Source organism: Jannaschia sp. Os4, assembly GCF_016820245.1.
Taxonomy (GTDB): domain Bacteria; phylum Pseudomonadota; class Alphaproteobacteria; order Rhodobacterales; family Rhodobacteraceae; genus Jannaschia.
The window spans coordinates 51,058-64,549 of record NZ_JAFCAR010000002.1 but is presented as its reverse complement, the minus strand read 5'-3'; the positions used below and the strand labels follow the sequence as shown (position 1 = coordinate 64,549).

Genomic DNA, 13,492 nt, shown 5'->3' with positions numbered 1-13,492 from the left:
CCCCCTCCCGCGCTTCCCCCCACCCCCGCGCCGGGGGGACGACTCACCCTCGAACCCGCGCGGAACTCCGCCGCTTTCCCCAAGGGGTCGCGCGGCCTAAGAACCCCACACGCTCTCCCGCCCCGGACCCACAGGCTTTTCCCCATGCTCGTCCTCGCCTCCGGCTCCGCCACCCGCCGCCAGATGCTCGAGGCCGCCCGAATCCCCCACGAGGTCCGCCCCGCCCGCATCGACGAGGCGATGGTCCGCGACAGCCTCGTGGCCGAGGGCGCGCCGCCGCGCGACGTGGCCGACAAGCTGGCGGAGATGAAGGCGCTCTCGGTCCGCGCCCCCCTCGTCCTCGGCTCCGACCAAGTGCTCGCCCACGAGGGCGGCCTCCTCTCCAAGCCCGACAGCCCCGAGCAAGCGCTCGACCACCTCCGCCGCCTGCGCGGCTCCACCCACGAACTGCATTCCGCCGCCGTCATCGTCGAGGAGGGGCGCCCGACGTGGCGCCACGTCTCCCGCGCGCGGCTGACCATGTGGGACGTGCCCGACGACTGGCTGACCGCTTACGTGGACCGCAACTGGGACGACATCCGCCACTCCGTCGGCGGCTACCTGATCGAGGCCGAGGGCGTCCGCCTCTTCGACCGCATCGACGGCGACCACTTCACCATCCTCGGGATGCCGCTGATCCCGCTGCTCCGCCACCTCCACATCCGGGGCTACGCATGATCCTCGCGGGCGTCCTCGGCGATCCCATCGCCCAGTCCAAGTCGCCGCGCCTCCACGGCCATTGGCTCGCGCGGCACGGCATCGACGGGGCCTACGTCCCCCTCCACGTCCGCCCCGACGACCTCGCCGACACGCTGCGCCTCCTGCCCCGCCTCGGCTTCGCGGGCGTCAACGTCACCATCCCGCACAAGGCGGCGGCGCTCGCGGCGGCCACCTCCGCCACGGACCGCGCCCGCCGCATCGGCGCGGCCAACACGCTCACCTTCACCGACGACGGGATCGAAGCCGACAACACCGACGCGCCCGGCTTCCTCGCCAATCTCGACGCGGCGGGCGACTGGCCCACCGACCGCCCCGCCGTCGTGCTCGGCGCGGGCGGCGCGGCCCGCGCCGTCCTCGTCGCCCTGCAGGAGCGCGGCCTCCCCGCCATCCGCCTCGCCAACCGGACCGAGGCGACCGCCGCCGCGCTGGCGGACGAGCTCGGCCGCGGCATCGCCACGACCCCCCTCGCCGCCCCCGACCTCGCCGACGCGGGCCTCGTCGTGAATACCACGTCGCTGGGGATGCAGGGCCAGCCGCCGCTCGACCTCGACCTCGCTCCCCTGCCCTCCGACGCGCTCGTCACCGACATCGTCTACGCGCCCCTCGAGACGCCGCTCCTCGCGTCGGCCAAGGCCCGCGGCCTGCGCACCGTGGACGGCCTCGGGATGCTCCTGCACCAAGCGGCTCCCGGCTTCCGGCGCTGGTTCGGCGTCGAGCCGATGGTGGACGGCGCGCTCCGCGCGGCGGTCCTCGCGTGATCCTCGGCCTCACCGGCTCCATCGGCATGGGCAAGACCACGACGGCCGCGATGTTCCGCGACCGGGGCGTCCCCGTCTGGGACGCCGACGCCACCGTCCACCGCCTCTACGCCCCGGACGGCCCCGCCCCCGCCCTGCTCGAAGCGGCCTTCCCCGGCACCACCGTGGACGGCGCGGTCGATCGAGATGCGCTCCGGAAGATCATCGCCGCCGACCCCTCCGCGCTCGACCGCATCGACGCCATCGTCCACCCGCTCGTCGCCGCCGACCGCGCCGCCTTCCTCGCCGCGACGGACGCGCCCCTCGTCGTCCTCGACGTGCCCCTCCTCTTCGAGACCGGCCTCGACGCCGCGGTGGACCGCGTGGCCGTCGTCTCGACCGATGCCGCGACCCAGCGCCAGCGCGTCCTCGCGCGCGGCACGATGACCGAGGCCGATCTCGCGGCCATCCTGTCCCGCCAGATGCCCGATGCGGACAAGCGGGCACGGGCGCACTACATCATCGACACGTCGACGCGCGCCACCGCACAGGATATGGTGGAGCGCATCATCGCGGAGTGGGCATGAGAGAGATCGTCCTCGACACCGAGACCACGGGCTTCGAGCCCGGCGAAGGCGACCGCATCGTCGAGATCGGCGCGGTCGAGCTAATGAACCACGTCGCCACCGGGCGCACCTACCACCAGTACATCAACCCCGAGCGGTCGATGCCGGCGGATGCCTTCGCGGTGCACGGGCTGGGCGACGAGTTCCTCGCCGACAAGCCGGTGTTCAAGGAGGTCGGGCAGGCGTTCCTCGACTTCATCGCGGACGACAAGCTCGTCATCCACAACGCCGCCTTCGACATGAAATTCCTGTCCGCCGAGCTGGAGTGGATGGGCCTCGCCCCCCTCCCCATGGAGCGCGCCGTCGACACGCTCGCCATCGCGCGACGCAAGTTCCCCGGCTCGCCCGCCTCGCTCGACGCGCTCTGCCGCCGGTTCGGCATCGACAACTCCAACCGCACGCTCCACGGCGCGCTGCTCGACTCCGAGATCCTCGCCGAGGTCTACCTCGAGCTGATCGGCGGCCGTCAGCCCGGCATGATGCTTGAGGCCGCCTCGCGCGCGTCCGGCCCCTCCGCCTCCGACTGGCGCCCGTCGCCGCGCCCGAGGCCCCTGCCCTCCCGCGTGACGCCCGCCGAGGCCGAGCGCCACGCCGCCTTCGTCGCGGGGCTGGGCGAGGACGCGGTCTGGTCCACCGTTACATCGTAACGCGGGGACGGTCCGTACATCCTCCGTACGGACCGTGAAGATGGCCTGCGGGGGCCCGTACGTTCCGTACGGAACCGGGCCCCGAAGCCTCAGTTCGCGGCCTGCGCGCCCTCGGCCTGCTGCGCCGCGGCACGGCGCTGGAGGTCCTGCCGGTAGAGCTGAACGAAGTCGATCGTCTCCAGGTTCAGCGGCGGGAAGCCCCCGTCCCGCGTCACGTCGCCCACGATCCGGCGCACGTAGGGGAACAGCATACGCGGGCACTCGATCAGCAGGAACGGGTGCATCTGCGCCTGCGGCACGTTGCCGATCTGGAACAGGCCCGCGTAGTCCAGCTCCAGCGCGAAGATCGTGTCCTCGCTGGATTTCGCCTTCACGTTCAGCTTGATGGCGACCTCGAAGCGGTCCTCCGCGTCGCCCTTCTTCGCGTCCAAGCCCACCTGAACCGCGATCTCCGGCTGGCCCGCGCTGGCCATCTTGCCCTTCTGCGCGGCCACGTTCTCGAAGCTCAGGTCGCGGATGAACTGCCCCACCACCTTCAGCGACGGCGCCGCCTGCGCCTCGCCGTTGGGTTGCGCCGCGCCGTTCGCCTGCTCGTTCTCAGCCATTCTTCATGTCCCCTCGAAATAGGTCGGCGGACCACTTACCGCGCGGCCCGCGATCCCGCAACGCGGCCCGCCTCAGTGCAGCCGATCCCCGCCCCGGCTCCAGCCGGAGGGCGGCGCGTCGGGATCGCGCGGGCGCGCGGGCTCCTCGACCCATTCGCCCTCGACCACCTCCTCGCGGGCCGGGCGCATCGGACCCGGCTGCGGCCCCATCCGCAGCTTCTCGACCTTGATGCGCTGGCCGATCGCCTTCATCAACGCGTCCCGGACGCCGGGGACCAGCAGCGCGAAGCCCACCGCGTCGGTGAAGAAGCCGGGCGTCAGCAGCAGCAGCCCCGAGGCGAGGATCATCGCGCCGTGCGCCAAGGGCCGCGTCGGGTCGGACAGCCGCTCGAACGAGCCGCGCAGCCGCGCCAGCTCGGCCGCGCCTTGTCGCCGCACCAGCACGGTGCCGAGCAGCGCCGTCAGGATCACGATCCCCAAGGTCGGCCAGAGCCCGAGCCAGCCGCCGACCTGTATGAACAGGCCGATCTCCACCAAGGGGACGATCAGGAACAGCGCGAAGAGCCACATGGCACGAACCTCCTCTGGCGGGCCGGAGCCGGGTTTGCTTGACCCCACCGGCCTCTTACATATGTGCGGGACTCCGGGGAGGAACCCCGGAGGGAGAACGACGTCACATGGATTCCGCGATGCTTCAGCTTCTGGTCCTCGCCGGGATCGCCCTCTTCCTCATCATCCGGCTCAAGAACGTGCTCGGCACGCGCACCGGCTTCGAGAAGCCGCCCGTGACCGGCCCCGCGCCCGCACGCGACGTGCGTCGCGACTTCGAGGTGATCGAGGGCGGGCCGGACACGGACATCACCGACCACGTCCCCGACGGGTCGGAGGCGGCTAAGGCGCTGGCGGCGATGAAGCTGGCCGAGCCGGGCTTCAACGTGACCGAGTTCGTGTCGGGCGCGCGCGGCGCCTACGAGATGATCCTGATGGCCTTCGAGAACGGCGACCTCGCCGAGGTGCAGCCCTTCCTGTCCGAGGAGGTCTACGAGGCGTTCCTTGGGGTCGTCGCCGAGCGCGAGGACAAGGGCCTGCGCGTCGAGGCCAACTTCATCGGGGTGCGCGAGACGCAGCTCACCGACGCGGAGTTCGACCGCGCCACCGACGAGGGTCAGATCACCATCAAGTTCGTCGGCGAGATGACGAGCGTGGTGCGCGACGCCGAGGGCGAGATCGTCGAGGGTAATCCCAACGAGATCAAGAAGTCCCGCGACGTCTGGACCTTCGCGCGGACGATGGGGGCGGACGATCCCAACTGGAAGCTCGTCGCCACCGGCGGCTGAGCGATGCTCTGGGCGGAGGACGACGCGGAGGCCCTGCGCCCCGCGCTCGGGAACCTGCCCGTCGGGCATCCCCTGCGCGACGTCCCCGCGGGGGGCGTCGCCGCGGCCTTGGCGGCGCTGACGCCCGGACGGGCGCGTGACGTCCACTTCACCGGCTACTTCGAGCCCGAGATCGACGGCGCCCTGTCGCGGTCCGACGCCTTCCCGGTCCCCGTCCATGCAGAGCCGCCGGGCGGCGCCGGCGCGCCCCGCGCGGAGATCGAAGGGCGCGACCTGCTGCGTGGCCACGAGGTCGCGTGGCTGCGCGACGAGGTGGACCGCTTCTTCCTGCAGGTTCAGGGATCAGGCCGCATCCGGCTGGTCGAGGGGGGCGTGCTGCGGCTGACCCACGCGGCGAAGAACGGGCACGCCTACGTCTCGATCGGCAAGCTGCTGATCGCGCGCGGCGCGATGGACGCGGCGACGATCACCGCCGAGGGCCTGAAGGACTGGCTGCGCGCGGACCGCGCGCGGGGCGTGGCGCTGATGCGGGAGAACCCGTCCTACGTCATGTTCCGCGTCCTGCGCGCCCGCGCCGAGGAGGGGCCGCCGGGGGCGCTGGGCCTGCCGGTGACCGAAGGACGCACGATCGCCGTCGATCCCGAAGAGATCCCGCTGGGCACGCCCTGCTGGATCGAGGTGGACGCGCCGACCCCCATCCGGCGGCTGGTGGTGGCGCAGGACGTCGGCTCGGCGATCAAGGGCGCGCGGGCGGACCTGTTCTACGGGACGGGCGCGGCGGCGGGGGTCGCGGCGGGGGCGCTGAACCACGGGGGACGGCTGGTCCCTCTGCTGCCATGAGCCGCCGCCGCGGGCTGACGCAGGCGGACCGCGACCTGTGGGCGGCCTACGCCAAGACCGCGAAGCCCTTGGGCGACCGTCCGCGCAACCGCGAGATGGGCGCGGCGCCGTCGCCGCCCACCTCGACCGCCATCCCGCGTCCGCCGCCTATCCCCGCGCCGCAGCCCAAGCTGCGCATCGGGTCGCGGGCGCCCAAGCGCCCCCCCGCCAACGACTTCGCCGCGCCGGTCGAGCAGGAGGTGTCGCGCCAGCCGCTCCGGATGGACGCCAAGCGCCACCGCAAGATGACGGCCGGCAAGCTGGCGCCGGAGGCAAAGCTGGACCTGCACGGCATGACCTTGGCGCAGGCGCAGCCGCGGCTGACCCGCTTCGTTATGGACGGGCACGCCAAGGGGCTGCGCCTGCTGCTCGTGGTGACCGGCAAGGGGAAGCGCCGCGACGAGGACGGGCCGATCCCCACGCGGCACGGGGTGCTGCGCCACCAGGTGCCGACGTGGCTCGGGATGGCCCCGCTCGCCCCGCTGGTCCTCCAGGTGCGGACCGCGCACCGGACGCAGGGCGGGCAGGGGGCCTACTACGTCTACCTCAGGCGCTGACGGGGAAGGCGATGCGGACGCGCAGGCCGTCCGCGCCGGTCTCCGTTTCGAGGGTGCCGCGCAACTGCGCCGTGGTCGCCTCCAGCAGGGTCGCGCCGAAGCCGCCCGCCGTCCGCTCCGCCGCCGGGCCGCCCGTCTCGCGCCAGTCGATGGCGAGGGTGCCGTCGGCGACCTCCCACGTGACCGCGACCCGCCCCCCCTCGACCGAGAGCGCCCCGTGCTTGGCGGCGTTGGTGGCGAGCTCGTGCACCGTGAGGCCCAAGGGCGTGATCGCCGAGACGGGGAGGTCGACCGCCGGGCCGCGCAGGGCGATCCGTCCGGTGCCGTCGCGGTGGGGCGCGAGGACGTTCGCGAGCAGCGTCTCGAGCGCCACGCCCTCCTCCGCCGCATGGCGCCCGATCGAGGAGCCGTGGGCGCGGGCCAGCGCCTCGATCCGGGGGCGCACCGCGGCGACCAGCGCGTCCGAGTCGCCGTGCCGCCGCCGGGCGAGCGAGAGGATCGAGACGATCACGGCGAAGAGGTTCTTCACGCGGTGGTCCAGCTCGCGGATCAGCAGCTCGCGCTGGGCCTCGGCCCGCTTGAGGTCGGTGACGTCGCGGTTGACCCCGACCATGCGCGACGGCGTGCCGTCGGGCGCGAACTCCATCTGCGCGCGCACGTGCAGCCAGCGCAGCACCCGCTCCCCGTCGCGGCTCATCACGCGGTACGTCACCTCGCGGAGGCCGTCGCCCTGCGGATCCATCGCCCGCGCCATGTCGGCGTCGAACGCGGCCACGTCGTCCGGGTGGACGCGGGCCCGGACCATGCCCCTCGTCACCGGCGTGCCGGGGGGCACGTCCCACAGGGCGTAGGCGGTCTCGTCCCACGTCGCGCGGTCGTCCTCCACCTTCCACTCGTAGGTGCCCATGTCGCCGGCCTTCAGCGCCCCCTCGAGGCGGCTGCGCGTGGCCTCGAGCTCGGCCTCCAAGCGGCGGGCGCGCCGCAGCGCCTGCCGGAGCCACCCGACGAGGCCGACGCCCGCCCCGGCGATGACGACGAACAGCCCGACGTTGCCCACCACCTCGTCCGCGTCCGCCGACCAGCCGGGGGTCGCGCCGATCAGCAGCCACCAGCCCGTCGGCACCGCGAGGGCGATGGTCGCCACCGCGGGCCAGCGCCCGGCGAGGAAGGCCACCGCGAAGGTGGCGAGCGCGAAGGTCGAGAAGGGCGCGGCGGTGCCCACCACCGGCAGGAGCGCGACGCGGACGAGGGCGGCGAGGCCGACTGCCACGGGGGGCAGGGCCCAGCGAAGCGCCGGATGCCCCGGTTCGGTCGTTCGGTCGTCGCGCGTCATCCGGGACGAGGGTTAGCGGTCCCCGCGCGCGTTGGCGAGCGCCGCATCGCGCGTATGGCGATCCATCACAGCACGTAGCGGCTGAGGTCCTCGGAGGCGGCGAGGTCGCCCACCTGGCCCTCGACGAAGGCGGCATCGACCGTCACCGACTCGCCGCCCCGGTCGGGCGCGGCGAAGGACAGTTCCTCGAACACCCGCTCCAGCACCGTGTAGAGGCGGCGCGCGCCGATGTTCTCGACCGAGCCGTTCACCTGCGCGGCGATCCGGGCGAGGGCGGCGATGCCGTCCTCGGTAAACTCGACCGTGACCTCCTCGGTGCCCATCAGCGCGGCGTATTGCCGGGTGAGCGCGTTGTCCGTCTCGGTCAGGATGCGCACGAAGTCGGCCTCGGTCAGCGCGCGCAGCTCGACGCGGATGGGCAGGCGGCCCTGCAGCTCGGGCAGGAGGTCCGAGGGCTTGGCGACGTGGAAGGCGCCCGAGGCGATGAAGAGGATGTGGTCGGTCTTGACCGGCCCGATCTTGGTCGAGACGGTCGTCCCCTCGATCAGGGGGAGCAGGTCGCGCTGCACCCCCTCGCGGGAGACGTCGCCGGAGCGGTTCTCGGTGCCCTTGGCGACCTTGTCGATCTCGTCGAGGAACACGATCCCGTCCTCCTCGACGGCGCGGATCGCCTCGCGCTTGACGGCCTCGTCGTCGAGCGTCTTGTCCGCCTCCTCGTCGATCAGCACCTCGTAGGACTGGGCCACGGTCATGCGCTTCTTGACGGTGCGCTGGAACGCCTTGCCGAAGAGCGAGCCGAGGTCGGCCATCTGCGCCATGCCCGGCTGGCCCGGGATCTCCATGCCGCCGAGCGGGTTCGACGTGTCGGCCACCTCCAAGGTGATCTCCTTGTCGTCCAGCTCGCCCGACCGGAGCTTCTTGCGGAACGCCTCGCGCGTGCCCTCGCGCGCGTCCTCGCCCGCCAGCGCGGCGATCACCCGGTCCTCGGCGGCCCCGTGCACCGTCGCGCGCACCTCCTCGCGCATCCGGTCGCGGACCATGACCTGCGCCGCCTCGGCCAGGTCGCGGATGATCTGCTCGACGTCACGGCCCACGTAGCCCACCTCGGTGAACTTGGTCGCCTCGACCTTGAGGAAGGGGGCCTGCGCCAGCTTGGCCAGCCGGCGGCTGATCTCCGTCTTGCCGACCCCGGTGGGGCCGATCATCAGGATGTTCTTCGGGTAGACCTCGTCGCGCAGGTCCTCGGGCAGTTGCCGCCGCCGCCAGCGGTTGCGCAGCGCGACCGCCACGGCGCGTTTGGCGTCCTTCTGGCCGACGATGAAGCGGTCGAGTTCCGAGACGATCTCGCGCGGGGTCAGGGTGGTCATGGGCATCTCCGAGGGCGGGCCTTGGCGCCCACCTATGCGCCGCTCACGGAAACGCAACGCCGATCACGGGGGCGGGAGGGGGGCTATCGCGGGCGGGCGGGGGCGGGGCAGGGTGCCTCCATCGCCCCCAGAGGCTCCACCGTCCCCGAAAGGACCACGCCCATGAACCGCCGCTCCTTCCTCGCCGCCGCCACCGGCGCCGTCGCCGCCACTGCCGCTTCCGCGCTGCCCGCCCTCGCCGGGGGCCACGGGCGCCTCGGCACGTTCCGAGGCCTGTCGAACCACGTCACCACCGGCACCGCCGAGATCGCGGACGGCCGGGTGAACCTCCTCGGCGACTTCACCTTCGACGGGGCGCCGGACCCCAAGGTCGCGCTGGGCTCGAACGGGCGGTACGACGCGCGGACCCTGATGGGGCGGCTGGCCTCCGACCGGGGCGCGAGCAGCTACGCGATCCCCAACGGCGTCAACGCCGACGCCTACAACGAGGTCTGGATCTGGTGCGAGCGGTTCAACGTGCCGCTGGGCGTCGCGCGCTTGGGCGGCTGACCGCCCCGAGCTCGCGCGGCTCGACGTTCTGGAGCATGTACCACTGGTCCAGATGCGCGCGCACGTGCGCCCCGAGGACGCCGTCGAGGCGCGCCTGCGCCTCGGCGATCCCCTCCGCCCCGGAGCCGATCCCGAAGGGGTCGTGATAGCGGAACACGTGCCGGTCCGGGCCGGTCCGCGTGATCGTCGCCGGGATCACGAGCCCGTCCAGCCGCTGCATCATCCGCAGCGCGAAGGAGAGGTTCGACCGCCCCTCGGGCCGCCGTCCGAGGAGGGGGAACTTGATCCGCCCCTCGCTGACCTCGTCGACCATGAGCGCGAGCCCCGCGCCCGGCTCGGACAGGATGGCCGCCAGCCGCCGCGCGAGGCGGGGCGAGGCGGGCAGCACCTTGATCCCGAGCCTGCGCCGCTCGGCGGCGACGATGCGGTTGTCGTGGCGGTTGGGCTGCGGCTGCCACGTGCCGACGCCGTGGTCCTCGAAGTCGCGCGAGGCGCGGAAGGCGAGGATCTCCCACATGCCGGTGTGGACCGAGGCCACGACCAGCGGGCGCCCGGTCGCCCGGACGGCGCGCAGGTGCCCCGCGCCCTCGGTCGTCGTGTGGGGCGGGGCGGCGAGGGTGGCGAGCTTCGGGTAGCCGCACATCGCCCGCACGGTGTTCGCGAACCAGCGGTCGATCATCGCGGCGCGGCCGGCGGCGTCGAGGTCGGGGCGGAGGCGGGCGAGGGTGCCGTCCATGCGCGCCGCCATCAGCGTGTCCCGCGCGTGCCAGCGGGCGAGGGGGGCCACCACGCGTCCCGCCGCCGCGGCGCCCCACGGGGCGGGCGCCGCGCGGAACGCCGCGAGCATCGCGCGCTGGGCCGCGCCCTGCGCCCGGTGCGTGACGTGCCACAGCCGCGCCGCCGCGCCCGCCGCGTCGCGGCGGACCAGGTCGCGCAGCGGCGGGGGCGGCGGCTCCTCCGCCTCGCACCAGTCCCACGGGACGTCGCGGGTCAGCACGGGCGCGGCCGCGGGATCATCGTGAGGGGCGAGGTGGGGCGCAGCGTCAGGCGGCAGTCGGTCGCCACCTCCGTGCCGGGCGCGAGGCGGATCTCGTAGCTGCGCAGCAGGGTGGCGAGGCAGAGCACCGCCTCGACCGTCGCGAAGGTCTGGCCGGGGCAGGTGCGGGGGCCGGAGGCGAAGGGCATGTAGACGTGCTTGTCCGGGCGCGGGCGGCCCGGGGCGAAGCGCTCGGGGACGAAGTGGTGGGGCAGGGACCACAGGTCCTCGTTGCGCTGCGACAGCCACGGCACCGCGAGGAACAGGTCGCCCGCCCGGACGGCGTGGTCCCCCACGGTGCCGTCCCCGGTCGCCGTCCGCCCGAGGATCGGCACCGGCGGGTAGAGGCGCAGCGTCTCCAGCACGATGGCGCGGGTGACGGGGAGGTTCGGCACGTCGGCGTATTCCGGGTCGCGCCCGCCCAAGACGGCGTCGAGCTCGGCGGAGAGGGCGGCCCGGACGCGGGGCGAGCGGTCCACGAGGTAGAGCGCCCATGCCAGCGTGTTCGCCGTCGTCTCGTGCCCCGCCATGAACAGCACGATCGCCTCGTTGCGGATGGCGCGGCGGGCGAGGGGCTTCCCGTGCCGGTCGGCGGCGTCGAACAGCTTGGCGGCGAGCGCGTCCGTCTCGGCCTCCGACCCGCCGCGCCGCGCCTCGATGTCGGCGAGCAGGCCGTCGATCACCGCCTGCACCCGCCGGGCGGCGGCGCGGGCGGCGCGGGTCTGGCGGCGGGGCCACCAGCCCGGCAGGCCCAGCATGGAGGGGAGGTCCACTTGGTCCACGTGACGCTGGAAGTCCGCGAAGCCGGCGATGATCTCGCGCGTCCTCGACCGGCCCAAGGCGGTGCCGAACACCGTGCGGGCGATGATCTCGGCGGACATCTCGCCCATCTCGAACAGCATGTCGTGCGGCGCGCCGGGGGTCAGGCCGTCGCGGAAGGCGCGGGCCACCTCCGCCATGACCGGCGCGAAGGTGGGGACGTGGGCGGCGTGCACGATGGGGGCCACGGCGGCGCGGCGCTCGGCCCAGGTGGCCCCGTCGGAGACGAACAGGCCGTCGCCGAGCAGCGGCTCCAGCGCATGGCGCATCTGGGGCGACTTGCGCTCGAACAGGGCGTGCTTGTCGTGGAGCGCCTCCTTGAGGGTGCGCGGCTCGTTCGCGGTGACGATGCGGCGGCGCAGCGCGCGGAGGAGGGACCCGCCCTCGAAGGACCGGAAGGAGCGGGCGTCGAACACGTGGAGCAGCCCGCGCCGCAACTGGCGCAGCAGGCCGGCGGTCGAGGGGTGCGCGTCGTCGCGCAGCGGGCGCGGCGGGACGAAGCTGTCGGCGTAGGCGGCCTCGAGGTCGGGAGGCAGGCGCATCGTCAGCCCCCGATCGTCTCCACGGTGAGGTTGCCGTTGGTGTAGACGCAGATCTCGGCGGCGATCTCCATCGCGCGGCGCGCTACGTGCTCGGCGTCCCCGTCGCCGTCCATCAGGCCGCGCGCGGCGGCCAGCGCGTAGTTGCCGCCCGATCCGATCGCGGTGACGTCGTGCTGCGGCTCGAGCACGTCGCCGTTGCCGGTGACCACGAAGAGGTCGGTGCCGTCCGTGACGATGAGCATGGCCTCGAGGTTGCGGAGCATCTTGTCCGTCCGCCAGTCCTTGGCCAAGGCCACGCAGGCGCGGGCGAGCTGGCCAGGCGCGGCGTCGAGCTTGGCCTCGAGCTTCTCGAGCAGGGTGAAGGCGTCCGCCGTCGACCCCGCGAAGCCCGCGACCACCTCGTGCCCGCCCGGCGAGAGGCGACGCACCTTGCGCGCGTTGCCCTTCATCACGGTGGCCTGCCCTTGGGTGACTTGGCCGTCGCCCGCGACGCAGACCCGTCCGCCCCGGCGGACGGCGACGATGGTGGTTCCGTGCCAATCGGTGGTCATGCGGCGCGCTCCGTCCTGGGGTCGCGCCCCATATGGGCGCGGGCGTCCCGGGAAGGAAGCCCGCGCGCCCGCGCGCTCACGCGGCGCCGTCGACCTCGCGGAAGAAGCGCAGCATCTCCGACGTGGCGTCCGGCCCCTCCGGATCGGCATGGCTGCCCGCGGCGCTGCCGCCGGACCACGCGTGGCCGAGGCCCGCCACCTCCCAGAGCTCGACCGCATGCCCCCCCGCGCCCGCGCCGCGCCGGACCGTGGCCGTGCGGCGCCCCGCCTCGACCGTGCGGCCGGGGGCCGCGCCGGTCAGGCCGGCGACCAAGCCCCCGTTCGCGGGGGCCACCGTCCGGTCCGCCGTGCCGTGGAACACGATGGCCGGCACCGACAGGGGCATGCGTCCCGGCGCGCCGGACCGCATCGCCGCGAAGGCCGATCCCACGTCCCGCGCCGCGCCCGCCGCGAGGCCCGAATGCACCCCCACGGAGGCGAAGACGTCGCCGTGGCGCGCGCCGAGGATCGCGGCCATCGCGCCGCCGGCGGACAGGCCGGCGACGTGGATCCCCGACCGCCCCGGCGCGACCTCCGCCCCGACCGCCGCGGCGATGGAGGCGATGGCCCCCGCCTCGCCGCCGCCTTGGTGCGCGGCCTCGAACCACGTCCAGCAGCCGTTGGGGTTGGCCGCGCGGGTCTGCTCGGGCCAGATCACGTGCGCCCCGATCCGCTCGGCCGCGAGGTTCATGCGTGTGCCTTCCGCAAAGTCCTCGGGCGTCTGCGTGCAGCCGTGCAGCATGACCACGAGCGGCGCCCCCGCGCGGGGCTCCGCCGGACGGTAGAGGCGGTAGGGCAGCGCGCCGGCCCGTCGCTCCCAGCGCGCCTTGCCTATGGGCTTGGCCCGCACATGAGGTGCCGCGCGCGGGCGCGCCTCCGCCGTGGCCGCACCGGGCGGAGCCGTCAGCGCCTTGGGCTTGGGCGTCACGTCGCGCATCGGCGGAGCCGCGCCGTCCGCGCGCCCGGAGCCGAGCCCGCGCCGGATCGCGTCGGTCGCCTCCTGCAATCGCCCGCTGCGGACGAGTTCGAGCACGTCCTTCATGTCATGTTTCATTGCCTCGGCTCCCTGCCAATGGCCGTGTCGGCCTTATGTCAGGGTTACGCTGCAC

At 73.8% G+C, this 13,492-nt stretch carries 16 protein-coding genes; 8 read left to right on the top strand and 8 right to left on the bottom strand.

The window, feature by feature from the left end; genetic code table 11:
- Nucleotides 1–144 precede the first annotated feature (144 nt).
- The 4 genes from JQC91_RS04450 to dnaQ are packed head-to-tail and all read left to right on the top strand — an operon-like array spanning nucleotide 145 to nucleotide 2,769.
- Nucleotides 145–717 carry a nucleoside triphosphate pyrophosphatase gene (locus JQC91_RS04450; protein WP_203285590.1) on the top strand — a complete coding sequence of 191 codons (573 nt, stop codon included), beginning with the start codon at nucleotides 145–147 and terminating at the stop codon, nucleotides 715–717.
- A complete protein-coding gene (locus tag JQC91_RS04445; protein ID WP_203285589.1) occupies nucleotides 714–1,517 on the top strand; it encodes a shikimate dehydrogenase in 804 nt (267 codons plus the stop codon). Before JQC91_RS04450 ends, JQC91_RS04445 begins: the two co-directional genes overlap by 4 nt.
- Nucleotides 1,514–2,083 (top strand): dephospho-CoA kinase, encoded by a 570-nt coding sequence (gene coaE, locus JQC91_RS04440; RefSeq protein WP_343069901.1) that lies wholly within the window; start codon nucleotides 1,514–1,516, stop codon nucleotides 2,081–2,083. Before JQC91_RS04445 ends, coaE begins: the two co-directional genes overlap by 4 nt.
- The gene (gene dnaQ / locus JQC91_RS04435) at nucleotides 2,080–2,769 is read left to right on the top strand and encodes a DNA polymerase III subunit epsilon (RefSeq protein WP_203285588.1); all 690 of its coding nucleotides are present in this window, start codon (nucleotides 2,080–2,082) and stop codon (nucleotides 2,767–2,769) included. The genes coaE and dnaQ overlap by 4 nt, the downstream gene beginning before the upstream one ends.
- An 89-nt stretch (nucleotides 2,770–2,858) precedes the next feature.
- Here the strand turns inward: dnaQ and secB are convergent, their stop codons facing one another.
- Together secB and JQC91_RS04425 are read right to left on the bottom strand one after the other, a co-directional pair.
- Nucleotides 2,859–3,374 carry a protein-export chaperone SecB gene (gene secB, locus JQC91_RS04430; RefSeq protein ID WP_203285587.1) on the bottom strand — a complete coding sequence of 172 codons (516 nt, stop codon included), beginning with the start codon at nucleotides 3,372–3,374 and terminating at the stop codon, nucleotides 2,859–2,861.
- 72 nt (nucleotides 3,375–3,446) lie between these two features.
- A complete protein-coding gene (locus JQC91_RS04425) occupies nucleotides 3,447–3,944 on the bottom strand; it encodes an FxsA family protein (protein ID WP_203285586.1) in 498 nt (165 codons plus the stop codon).
- Between the two features lie 107 nt (nucleotides 3,945–4,051).
- Here JQC91_RS04425 and JQC91_RS04420 point away from each other — a divergent pair, with 107 nt between their 5' ends.
- Genes JQC91_RS04420 through JQC91_RS04410 form a run of 3 tightly spaced genes read left to right on the top strand, consistent with a single transcriptional unit; the run spans nucleotide 4,052 to nucleotide 6,147 of the window.
- Nucleotides 4,052–4,711, top strand: a complete 660-nt coding sequence (locus JQC91_RS04420) for a Tim44/TimA family putative adaptor protein (protein WP_203285585.1) — start codon at nucleotides 4,052–4,054, stop codon at nucleotides 4,709–4,711.
- 3 nt (nucleotides 4,712–4,714) lie between these two features.
- A complete protein-coding gene (locus JQC91_RS04415; protein WP_203285584.1) occupies nucleotides 4,715–5,551 on the top strand; it encodes an MltA domain-containing protein in 837 nt (278 codons plus the stop codon).
- Entirely contained in the window at nucleotides 5,548–6,147 is a 600-nt protein-coding gene (locus tag JQC91_RS04410) for a Smr/MutS family protein (RefSeq protein WP_203285583.1), read from the top strand. The genes JQC91_RS04415 and JQC91_RS04410 overlap by 4 nt, the downstream gene beginning before the upstream one ends.
- On the opposite strand, the gene JQC91_RS04405 is transcribed toward JQC91_RS04410, so the two are convergent.
- Entirely contained in the window at nucleotides 6,137–7,417 is a 1,281-nt protein-coding gene (locus tag JQC91_RS04405; protein WP_203285582.1) for an HWE histidine kinase domain-containing protein, read from the bottom strand. The two genes, JQC91_RS04410 and JQC91_RS04405, sit on opposite strands and share 11 nt — an antisense overlap.
- A gap of 128 nt (nucleotides 7,418–7,545) precedes the next feature.
- Nucleotides 7,546–8,847 carry an ATP-dependent protease ATPase subunit HslU gene (hslU, locus tag JQC91_RS04400; RefSeq protein WP_203285581.1) on the bottom strand — a complete coding sequence of 434 codons (1,302 nt, stop codon included), beginning with the start codon at nucleotides 8,845–8,847 and terminating at the stop codon, nucleotides 7,546–7,548.
- 162 nt (nucleotides 8,848–9,009) lie between these two features.
- On the opposite strand from hslU, the gene JQC91_RS04395 reads away from it, so the two are divergent.
- Nucleotides 9,010–9,396 carry a DM13 domain-containing protein gene (locus JQC91_RS04395; protein ID WP_203285580.1) on the top strand — a complete coding sequence of 129 codons (387 nt, stop codon included), beginning with the start codon at nucleotides 9,010–9,012 and terminating at the stop codon, nucleotides 9,394–9,396.
- Here the strand turns inward: JQC91_RS04395 and JQC91_RS04390 are convergent.
- From JQC91_RS04390 to JQC91_RS04375, 4 genes are all read right to left on the bottom strand, one after another.
- Nucleotides 9,359–10,393: a hypothetical protein gene (locus JQC91_RS04390; RefSeq protein WP_203285579.1), complete on the bottom strand. Its 1,035-nt coding sequence runs from the start codon at nucleotides 10,391–10,393 to the stop codon at nucleotides 9,359–9,361. The genes JQC91_RS04395 and JQC91_RS04390 overlap by 38 nt on opposite strands.
- A complete protein-coding gene (locus tag JQC91_RS04385) occupies nucleotides 10,387–11,793 on the bottom strand; it encodes a cytochrome P450 (RefSeq protein WP_203285578.1) in 1,407 nt (468 codons plus the stop codon). The genes JQC91_RS04390 and JQC91_RS04385 overlap by 7 nt, the downstream gene beginning before the upstream one ends.
- A 2-nt stretch (nucleotides 11,794–11,795) precedes the next feature.
- Nucleotides 11,796–12,344 (bottom strand): ATP-dependent protease subunit HslV, encoded by a 549-nt coding sequence (gene hslV / locus JQC91_RS04380; protein ID WP_203285577.1) that lies wholly within the window; start codon nucleotides 12,342–12,344, stop codon nucleotides 11,796–11,798.
- Nucleotides 12,345–12,420: 76 nt separating this feature from the next.
- On the bottom strand, nucleotides 12,421–13,437 hold the full coding sequence (locus JQC91_RS04375) for a PHB depolymerase family esterase (protein ID WP_238941323.1): 1,017 nt from the start codon (nucleotides 13,435–13,437) through the stop codon (nucleotides 12,421–12,423).
- Between the last annotated feature and the right edge of the window lie 55 nt (nucleotides 13,438–13,492).

What these genes read in the sequence shown, in the direction of transcription:
- JQC91_RS04450 (WP_203285590.1), top strand. Translation starts at nt 145, where the DNA reads ATGCTCGTCCTCGCCTCCGGCTCCGCCACCCGCCGCCAGATGCTCGAG.
- JQC91_RS04445 (WP_203285589.1), top strand. Translation starts at nt 714, where the DNA reads ATGATCCTCGCGGGCGTCCTCGGCGATCCCATCGCCCAGTCCAAGTCG.
- dnaQ (WP_203285588.1), top strand. Translation starts at nt 2,080, where the DNA reads ATGAGAGAGATCGTCCTCGACACCGAGACCACGGGCTTCGAGCCCGGC.
- secB (WP_203285587.1), bottom strand. Translation starts at nt 3,374, where the DNA reads ATGGCTGAGAACGAGCAGGCGAACGGCGCGGCGCAACCCAACGGCGAG.
- JQC91_RS04425 (WP_203285586.1), bottom strand. Translation starts at nt 3,944, where the DNA reads ATGTGGCTCTTCGCGCTGTTCCTGATCGTCCCCTTGGTGGAGATCGGC.
- JQC91_RS04420 (WP_203285585.1), top strand. Translation starts at nt 4,052, where the DNA reads ATGGATTCCGCGATGCTTCAGCTTCTGGTCCTCGCCGGGATCGCCCTC.
- JQC91_RS04415 (WP_203285584.1), top strand. Translation starts at nt 4,715, where the DNA reads ATGCTCTGGGCGGAGGACGACGCGGAGGCCCTGCGCCCCGCGCTCGGG.
- JQC91_RS04410 (WP_203285583.1), top strand. Translation starts at nt 5,548, where the DNA reads ATGAGCCGCCGCCGCGGGCTGACGCAGGCGGACCGCGACCTGTGGGCG.
- hslU (WP_203285581.1), bottom strand. Translation starts at nt 8,847, where the DNA reads ATGACCACCCTGACCCCGCGCGAGATCGTCTCGGAACTCGACCGCTTC.
- JQC91_RS04395 (WP_203285580.1), top strand. Translation starts at nt 9,010, where the DNA reads ATGAACCGCCGCTCCTTCCTCGCCGCCGCCACCGGCGCCGTCGCCGCC.
- JQC91_RS04385 (WP_203285578.1), bottom strand. Translation starts at nt 11,793, where the DNA reads ATGCGCCTGCCTCCCGACCTCGAGGCCGCCTACGCCGACAGCTTCGTC.
- hslV (WP_203285577.1), bottom strand. Translation starts at nt 12,344, where the DNA reads ATGACCACCGATTGGCACGGAACCACCATCGTCGCCGTCCGCCGGGGC.
- JQC91_RS04375 (WP_238941323.1), bottom strand. Translation starts at nt 13,437, where the DNA reads ATGAAACATGACATGAAGGACGTGCTCGAACTCGTCCGCAGCGGGCGA.